Origin of the sequence: Streptomyces sp. NPDC058650 (assembly GCF_042717315.1) — a bacterium.
Lineage (GTDB): Bacteria > Actinomycetota > Actinomycetes > Streptomycetales > Streptomycetaceae > Streptomyces.
This window is the reverse complement of record NZ_JBHXRL010000019.1, coordinates 158,915-167,683: the sequence shown is the minus strand read 5'-3', so window position 1 is coordinate 167,683 and position 8,769 is coordinate 158,915. Positions and strand designations below refer to the sequence as shown.

Sequence of the window (8,769 nt, the reverse complement as noted above, 5' to 3'; positions counted from 1 at the left end):
GTGGGATGCTTCTTTTGTTTTAATGAGACTGTGGTGTTTGACGGCGCGTAAGAGGGGCGGGGCCGGCGCGTTCACGAGGGGCACCGAGCGGGCCGTCCGCGGGGCGCGCGGCCCGGCCAGCGGGCCGCTCGCCCGCCGGAACTCCAGGACCTGCCTCTTCGCCGTGTAGATCCGCTCCGCGGTGTTCGACGGATTGCCGCCGGTCGGCGCGAACACGTCCGCCTCCAGCTCCTCCAGGTCCACCTGGAGCTCACCCGCCACATCGAGGTAGTGGTCCACGACCGCGTCGCTGACGGCGTACAGCACCGCCGTCGGCCCGTGCCTCAGCACCGCCGGCTCCGCCTCCAGCCGCCTGCGCACCGCCGCCAGCGCCGCGCCCTCGCCGTGCCGGACGGTCACCACGAACGAGTCGCCGATGAACAGCATCACCTCGCCGGAGGAGACCCGGTCGCTCTCCTGCTCGTAGACGATCGGCTTGAGCACCACGAACAGCGAGTCGTCGTAGACCTCCAGCTTGGGCCGCTGATGGGCCTTCAAGGCGTCCTCGACGGCCAGCGGGTGCAGCGCGAACTCCGAGGCGACGTGAGCGAACTCCGTCTCCGAGGGCTCGTGCAGCCCTATCCAGAGGAAGGCGTCCCCCGACCGGCGCGCCTCGTCGAGCGCGTCGGACAGGTCGGCGGGCCCGGGAGTCCGGCGCCCGTCCCGGTAGATGGCTGAATCCACGATCACGCGCCGTATTCTCCCCCGCGGCCCTCCATCACGCACGCGCGCGCGGCGCACACCGGCGTCTCCCCGCCATCCACGCGCGCGTGGAGCACGCCGGGCCGCTCCCCGCACCATCCACGCGCGCGTGGACCTAGGCTGGCCGGCATGGCCACGTTGATCCTCGTCCGGCACGGACGCTCCACCGCCAACACCTCCGGAGTCCTCGCGGGGCGCATGCCCGGGGTCGCGCTCGACGAGCGCGGCGCGGCGCAGGCCGCCGCGCTCCCCGGGCGCCTCGCGGGCGTTCCGCTCGCCGCCGCCGTCTCCAGCCCCCTCCAGCGCTGCCGGGAGACCCTGCGGCCGCTCCTCGACGCCCGCCCGGACCTCCCGCTCCACGTCGAGGAGCGGATCAGCGAGTGCGACTACGGCGACTGGTCCGGCCGCAAGCTGGCCGAGCTGAACGACGACCCCCTCATGGAGGTCGTCCAGGCCCACGCCTCCGCGGCAGCGTTCCCCGGCGGCGAGTCCATGCGCGCCATGCAGGCCCGCGCCGTCGAGGCCGTACGGGACTGGAACGCCCGGATCGAGGCCGAGCACGGCGAGGACGCCACGTACGTCATGTGCTCCCACGGGGACATCGTCAAGTCGATCGTGGCCGACGCGCTCGGTCTCCACCTGGACCTCTTCCAGCGCATCCACGTCGACCCGTGCTCGGTCACCGTCATCCGTTACACGCGGCTGCGCCCGTTCCTCCTCCGCCTCGGCGACACCGGCGACTTCGCCGGACTCGTCCCCCGCGAGGCTCCCGACAGCAGTGGTGCGGCGGAGGTCGGGGGCGGTGCGGGCGCACCGTGATCCCTTCGCGCAGTAGGGTGGACGCGCCGTTGTCGTACGACTGTCGAGACTTTAGGGAGCCGGGAACGTGTCCCGTCAGGTGTTCCTCTACGACCCACCGGAGCGTTTCGTGGCCGGTACGGTCGGGCTGCCTGGCCGCCGTACGTTCTTCCTCCAGGCGTCGGCGAGCGGCCGGGTAACGAGCGTCGCGCTGGAGAAGGCGCAGGTCGCCGCACTCGCCGAGCGCATAGACGAGCTTCTGGACGAGGTCGTGCGCCGCACCGGCGGCAATGCCCCCGTCCCCTCGATCGCCCCCGCCGACAGCGCGGACACCGCCCCGCTCGACGCCCCCGTCGAGGAGGAGTTCCGGGTCGGCACGATGGCGCTCGCCTGGGACGGCGAGGAGCAGCGGCTGATCGTCGAGGCGCAGGCGCTCGTCGAGCTCGACGTGGAGTCCGAGGAGGACCTCGCGGAGGCCGAGGAGCGGCTGCTCCAGGACGAGGAGAACGGCCCGCCGATGCTCCGCGTCCGGCTCACCGGCGCACAGGCCCGGTCCTTCGCCAAGCGGGCCCTGGACGTCGTCAACGCCGGCCGGCCGCCGTGCCCGCTGTGCAGCCTGCCGCTCGACCCCGAGGGGCACGTCTGCCCGCGCCAGAACGGATACCGCCGCGGAGCATGAGCAGCAGCCCCGAGACCCTGCCGGCCGCGGAGCTGCTCGCCCACGGTGAGCTGACCGTGCGCGGCCGGGTCGGCGAGGCGTCCAACGCCGTGCTCTACTGCTCCGTCGCGTACGAGGGCCGCGAGGCGGCCTGTGTGTACAAGCCGGTCGCGGGGGAGCAGCCCCTGTGGGACTTCCCGGACGGCACCCTCGCGCAGCGCGAGGTCGCCGCGTACGAGATCTCCGAGGCCACCGGCTGGGGCCTGATCCCGCCGACGGTGCTCCGCGAGGGCCCGTACGGCGAGGGCATGGTCCAGCTGTGGATCGAGGCCGATCCGGAGGCGCGGCTCCTCGCCCTCACCGAGGACGAGGCGGCGGGCGATGGCTGGAAGGCCGTGGGGCCCGCTCAGATCGCCGAGGACCGCACCGCGCTCCTCGTCCACGCCGACACCCCGGAGCTGCGGCGCCTCGCCGTCCTGGACGCCGTCATCAACAACGGCGACCGCAAGGGCGGACACCTGCTGCCGGCCCCCGACGGACGCCTGTACGGCATCGACCACGGGGTCACCTTCCACGTCGACGACAAGCTGCGCACGCTCCTCTGGGGCTGGGCGGGCGAGGAGCTGCCCGCCGAGTCGGCCGCGGTCCTCGACGGCCTCGACCGGTCCCTGGCGCCCGGAGCGCCGCTCGCGACCCGTCTGGCGGAGTTGCTCACCGGGGCCGAGGTGGCGGCGGTACGCGCGCGCGTGGCCGCGCTGCGGGCGAGCGGGCGGCACCCGGAGCCCTCGGGGCTGTGGCCGGCGATCCCCTGGCCGCCGGTCTGAGACTCGGCCCAGGACGGGACCAGACCGAAAAGTTTCGGCCATCGCGGGCCGAGAGGGCCTGGACCCCTGGGGGGTATGCACGCAAGCCTCCGACCCGCAAGAGCGCCTAATCGGTCAAGATCCCGGATCCGGTTCGTATCCGGAACACCTGTCCGGTTACGCTCGGGTCATGCATGCCTGGCCCGCTTCTGAGGTCCCCGCCCTTCCCGGCAAGGGCCGCGACCTCCGGATCCACGACACCGCGACCGGCGGACGAGTCACCCTCGCCCCCGGCCCCGTCGCCCGTATCTACGTCTGCGGCATCACGCCGTACGACGCGACCCACATGGGTCACGCGGCGACCTACAACGCGTTCGACCTCGTTCAGCGCGTGTGGCTCGACACCAAGCGGCAGGTGCTGTACGTCCAGAACGTGACGGACGTGGACGACCCGCTGCTGGAACGAGCCATCCGTGACGGCATCGACTGGGTCGGCCTCGCCGAGCGCGAGACCGCCCTCTTCCGCGAGGACATGACCGCCCTGCGGATGCTGCCCCCGCAGCACTACATCGGCGCGGTCGAGGCCATACCGGGCATCGTCCCGCTCGTCGAGCGCCTCCGGGACTCCGGGGCCGCCTACGAGCTCGAAGGCGACATCTACTTCTCCGTCGACGCCGACCCGCACTTCGGCGAGGTCTCGAACTACTCCACCGAGCTCATGCGCCACCTCTCCGCCGAGCGCGGCGGAGACCCGGAGCGCCCCGGCAAGAAGAACCCGCTCGACCCGATGCTCTGGATGGCCGCCCGTGAGGGCGAGCCGAGCTGGGACGGCGCCAGCCTCGGCGCCGGGCGTCCCGGCTGGCACATCGAGTGCGTCGCCATCGCCCTGGACCACCTCGGCATGAGCTTCGACGTGCAGGGCGGCGGCTCCGACCTGATCTTCCCGCACCACGAGATGGGCGCCTCCCACGCCCAGGCCCTCACCGGCGAGTTCCCGATGGCCAAGGCGTACGTCCACGCCGGCATGGTCGGCCTGGACGGCGAGAAGATGTCCAAGTCCCGGGGCAACCTCGTCTTCGTCTCGCGGCTGCGCCGCGACGGCGTCGACCCGGCCGCCATCCGGCTCGCGCTCCTCTCCCACCACTACCGCGCCGACTGGGAGTGGACCGACCAGGTCCTCCAGGACGCCGTGGAGCGGCTCGACCGCTGGCGCGCCGCGGTCTCCCGCCCCGACGGCCCGTCCGCCGACGCGCTCGTCGAGGAGCTCCGCGAGGTCCTCTCCGACGACCTCGACGCCCCGGCCGCCCTGGCCGCGGTCGACCGCTGGGCCGCGCTCCAGAGCGCCGAGGGGGGCACCGACGAGTCCGCTCCCGGTCTCGTCTCCCGCGCCGTCGACGCGCTCCTGGGTGTCGCCCTGTAGTGAGCGGTGTGGAGCAACCCCCTTTTGTGCAACCGCCCTTGGACTTCTCGACGAAGTCCGGGGGCGGTTCCTTTTTGTCCTGTCGCGATGCTCGAATCTGCGCTAAATAGGCCTCATGCAATCATCAATGCGCATGAGAGCTGCAGTCGCCGGTGCACTGCTCGGGTTGCTCACCGCCTTCGCGGGACCCGGTGGCAGCGCCTCGGCCGAGCCGTCCGACACCACCGTCGGCGACGTCACCGGATTCGCCGCCGACGGAGCCGTCTACCGGCTGACCGCGGGACAGGCGGAGGCCCGCGTCTCCTTCGTCACCGCCGACACCTTCCGCATCGAACTCGCCCCCGACGGCAGGTTCACCGACCCCACCGGCACCGACATCGTCCTGCCCCAGGGCCCGCCCCCGGCCACCCGCTGGCGCGACCTCGGCGACCGGTACGAACTCGGCACCGCCGCGGTCACCCTGCGCGTCACCAAGTCCCCGCTGCGCTTCTCGGCCGTACGCGCCGACGGCACCCCGCTCTGGTCCGAGTCCCAGGGCCTCACCTGGAACCAGGACCGCACCACCCAGACCCTCGCCCGGGGCGCCGACGAGCAGTTCTACGGCGCCGGCATGCAGAACGGCCGCGGCAACACCACCCACCGCGACAAGACGGTCGAGGTCGGCGTCGACTACAACTGGAACGACGGCGGCCACCCCAACTCCGTCCCCTTCTACCTCTCCTCGGCCGGCTACGGCGTCTACCGCAACACCTACGCGCCCAACACCTACGCCTTCACCGAGCCCGTCACCACCACCGCGAAGGAACAGCGCTTCGACGCCTACTACTTCGCCGGCACCGGTCGCGACGCCCTCAAGGACGTCATCGGCCAGTACACCCGCCTCACCGGCAAGCCCTTCATGCCGCCCGTGTACGGACTGGAGATCGGCGACGCCGACTGCTACCTCCACAACGCCAACCGCGGCGAACGCCACACCCTCGACGCCCTGAAGGTCGCCGACGGCTACGTCGAGAACGACATGCCCAACGGCTGGATGCTCGTCAACGACGGCTACGGCTGCGGCTACGAGAACCTCGCCGAGGCCTCCACCGGCCTGGGGGAGCGGGGCATGAAGCTCGGCCTGTGGACCGAGGACGGCCTCGACAAGCTCGCCGACCAGGTCAAGGCCGGCCAGCGGGTCGCCAAGCTCGACGTCGCCTGGGTCGGCGCGGGCTACAAGTTCGCCCTCGACGGCTGCAAGGACGCCCACGCCGGCATCGAGGCCCACAGCGACGCCCGAGGCTTCACCTGGGCCCCCGAGAGCTGGTCCGGCGCCCAGCGCTGCGGAGTCCAGTGGTCCGGCGACCAGTCGGGCACCTGGGAGTACATCCGCTGGCAGATCCCCACCTACGCCGGCGCCTCCATGTCCGGCCTCGCCTACACCACCGGCGACGTCGACGGGATCTTCGGCGGCAGCGCCAAGACGTACACCCGTGACCTCCAGTGGAAGACCTTCCTGCCGGTCACGATGACGATGGACGGCTGGGCCGCCAACGACAAGCAGCCCTTCCGGTACGGCGAGCCGTACACCTCGATCAACCGCGCCTCCCTCAAGCTCCACGAGGCCCTGCTCCCGTACATCTACAGCCACGCCCACCAGGCCACGAAGACCGGCGTCGGTCTCGCCCGGCCGCTCGCCCTGGAGTACCCGGACGACCCGAAGGCCGCGAGCGACGCCGCCAAGTACGAGTTCCTCAGCGGCGAGGACTTCCTCGTCGCCCCCGTCTACCAGGACGCCGTCGAACGCGACGGCATCTACCTCCCCAAGGGCACCTGGATCGACTACTGGAGCGGGCGCACCTACGAGGGCCCCGTCACCGTCGACGACTACAGCGCCCCGCTCGACACCCTGCCCCTCTTCGTCCGGGCCGGCGCCACCGTCCCCATGTGGCCCGGTGACATCCGCTCGTACACCGACCGCGCCCCCGGCGACCCGATCGCCTGGGACGTCTACCCGAAGGGCAGTTCCTCCTTCGAGCTGTACGAGGACGACGGCGTCACCCGCGAACACCGCGGCGGCCGGTACGCCACCCAGCGCGCCGAGGTCCGCGCCCCGAACGGCGGCCCCGGCGACGTCTCCGTCCGCATCGGCGCGAGCAAGGGCACGTACACCGGGAAGCCCACCGCCCGGCCGTACGCCTTCACGGTCCACACCGGCGACGCTCCCGGAAGCGTGCAGCTCGACGGGCGCAAGCTGCCCGCCCTCACCTCCCGCGCCGCCTTCGACGCCGCCGCCCAGGGCTGGTGGTACGACCGCGACGAGCGCGGGGGAGTGATCCGGGTCAAGACCGCCGCCCTGCCCACCGACCGCGGCTTCGAGCTGCGGCTGACGGACACCAGCGCGGTCGGCGGCGCCGTACCGGGCGCGTCCGCCGTCCTCGCCGCGCCCACCGGGCAGGAGCTCGGCGCGGGCACCCCGGGCACGGTCGCCGTGGACGTCACCGCGGGCAACCGCGACGCCACCGACGTCCGCGTCACGCTCGACGCACCCGCCGGCTGGCAGGTCACCCCGGCCGCACCGATCGGCCGGATCCCGGCCGGCACCACCCGGCGCGTCGAGGTCGCCGTCACCCCGGCGGCGGACACGAAGCCGGGCGAGGCCGCCCTCACCACGAGCGCGCGCCACCGCGCCGCGGGCACCGACCGCACCGCGACACAGCGGTTCGCGGTCGGTGTGATGCCCGCGCCGCCGACGGCCGACGCCTGGGCGAGCGACCTGGTCTGGCTGCGCTCCACGAACGGCTGGGGACCGCCGGAACGCGACCGCTCCAACGGCGAGTCCGGCGCCGCCGACGGCCGGACGCTCACCCTGGCCGGGAAGGCCTACGAGAAGGGGATCGGCGGACACGCCGACTCCGACATCGAGGTCTACCTCGGCGGGCGCTGCACCGCCTTCACCGCCGACGTCGGCATCGACGACGAGATCAACGGCTACGGGGACGTGGCCTTCTCCGTCGAGGCGGACGGCAGGGTCCTGTGGACCTCGCCCCGGCTGACGGGCGCCTCCGCGACCCTGCCGGTGGACGTCGACGTGACCGGGGCCCGGCACGTCCGGCTGCGGATCACGGACACCAACGGGTCGAAGAGCGGCGACCACGGGGACTGGGCGGCGGCCCGGTTCACCTGCGCGTGACCGCGTGACCGCGTGAGGTCCTGAGGTCCTGACACGCGTACGGGAGGGGCGCCCTCGGGCACCCCTCCCGTACCGATGTCTACGACTCGGAGTCGCCGTTCCCGCTCTCGTCGGACGAGTCCTCGGCGGATCCCTCGGTCGTCCCCTCGGGACTCGGATCCGCCCCGGACTCCGGCACCGGCCCCGGCACCGACTCCGGACCCGGCCGCTCGGGCTTCGGCGGCCTCGTCCGGCCGCTCCCGGTGTCCCGCAGGAACGGCGAGTCGCCGCCCTCCGTCGCCACCCCGGGGCCGCCCCCGGGCCCGGTGCCCGGTTCGCGCCGCCGCAGGTAGCGCTCGAACTCGCGGGCGATCGCCTCGCCCGAGGCCTCCGGCAGCTCCGCCGTGTCCCGCGCCTCTTCCAGCGTCTGCACGTACTCGGCGACCTCGCTGTCCTCGGCGGCCAGCTGGTCCACGCCCAGCTGCCAAGCCCGCGCGTCCTCGGGCAGTTCGCCCAGCGGGATGCGCAGACCGATCAGGTCCTCCAGACGGTTGAGGAGCGCGAGGGTCGCCTTCGGGTTCGGCGGCTGCGACACGTAGTGCGGCACCGCCGCCCAGAGGCTCACCGCGGGCACGCCCGCGTGCGTGCACGCCTCCTGGAGGATGCCGACGATGCCCGTCGGGCCCTCGTACCGGGTCTCCTCCAGGTCCATCGTCCGCGCCAGGTCCGGATCGGACGTCACCCCGCTGACGGGGACCGGCCGGGTGTGCGGGGTGTCCCCGAGCAGCGCGCCCAGGATCACGACCATCTCCACCCCCAGCTCGTGGGCGAAGGCGAGCAGCTCGTTGCAGAAGGAGCGCCAGCGCATCGAGGGCTCGATCCCGCGCACGAGCACCAGGTCACGGGGCTTGTCGCCGCCGATCCGGACCACGGAGAGCCGCGTCGTCGGCCAGGTGATCTTCCGGACGCCGTTGTCCAGGAAGACCGTGGGCCTGTTGACCTGGAAGTCGTAGTAGTCCTCGGCGTCGAGGGCCGCGAACACCTCGCCCTTCCATTCCCGGTCCAGATGGGCGACCGCGGTGGAGGCGGCGTCGCCGGCGTCGTTCCAGCCCTCGAACGCGGCCACCATGACCGGGTCGATCAGCTCGGGTACCCCCTCGAGCTCGATCACCCAGCGCCTCCTTTTCGAAGTTCCTGT

7 protein-coding genes are annotated in these 8,769 nt (G+C 72.6%); 5 read left to right on the top strand and 2 right to left on the bottom strand.

Features of this window, described 5'->3' with window-relative positions; translation table 11 throughout:
- On the bottom strand, positions 1-738 hold a 738-nt coding region (locus ACFWWU_RS28705), incomplete at its 3' end, for a CorA family divalent cation transporter (protein ID WP_384149235.1).
- A 132-nt stretch (positions 739-870) separates the two neighbouring features.
- On the opposite strand from ACFWWU_RS28705, the gene ACFWWU_RS28700 reads away from it, so the two are divergent.
- From ACFWWU_RS28700 to ACFWWU_RS28680, 5 genes are all read left to right on the top strand, one after another.
- On the top strand, positions 871-1,560 hold the full coding sequence (locus ACFWWU_RS28700; protein ID WP_384149210.1) for a histidine phosphatase family protein: 690 nt from the start codon (positions 871-873) through the stop codon (positions 1,558-1,560).
- A gap of 67 nt (positions 1,561-1,627) precedes the next feature.
- Complete coding sequence (locus ACFWWU_RS28695) at positions 1,628-2,218, top strand: DUF3090 domain-containing protein (RefSeq protein WP_384149208.1); 591 nt, start codon at positions 1,628-1,630, stop codon at positions 2,216-2,218.
- On the top strand, positions 2,182-3,021 hold the full coding sequence (locus ACFWWU_RS28690) for an SCO1664 family protein (RefSeq protein ID WP_384149234.1): 840 nt from the start codon (positions 2,182-2,184) through the stop codon (positions 3,019-3,021). Before ACFWWU_RS28695 ends, ACFWWU_RS28690 begins: the two co-directional genes overlap by 37 nt.
- A 169-nt stretch (positions 3,022-3,190) precedes the next feature.
- Positions 3,191-4,420 carry a cysteine--1-D-myo-inosityl 2-amino-2-deoxy-alpha-D-glucopyranoside ligase gene (gene mshC / locus ACFWWU_RS28685; protein WP_384149206.1) on the top strand — a complete coding sequence of 410 codons (1,230 nt, stop codon included), beginning with the start codon at positions 3,191-3,193 and terminating at the stop codon, positions 4,418-4,420.
- 115 nt (positions 4,421-4,535) lie between these two features.
- Positions 4,536-7,592 carry an NPCBM/NEW2 domain-containing protein gene (locus ACFWWU_RS28680; protein ID WP_384149204.1) on the top strand — a complete coding sequence of 1,019 codons (3,057 nt, stop codon included), beginning with the start codon at positions 4,536-4,538 and terminating at the stop codon, positions 7,590-7,592.
- A 79-nt stretch (positions 7,593-7,671) separates the two neighbouring features.
- On the opposite strand, the gene ACFWWU_RS28675 is transcribed toward ACFWWU_RS28680, so the two are convergent.
- Entirely contained in the window at positions 7,672-8,742 is a 1,071-nt protein-coding gene (locus ACFWWU_RS28675; protein ID WP_384149202.1) for a PAC2 family protein, read from the bottom strand.
- Between the last annotated feature and the right edge of the window lie 27 nt (positions 8,743-8,769).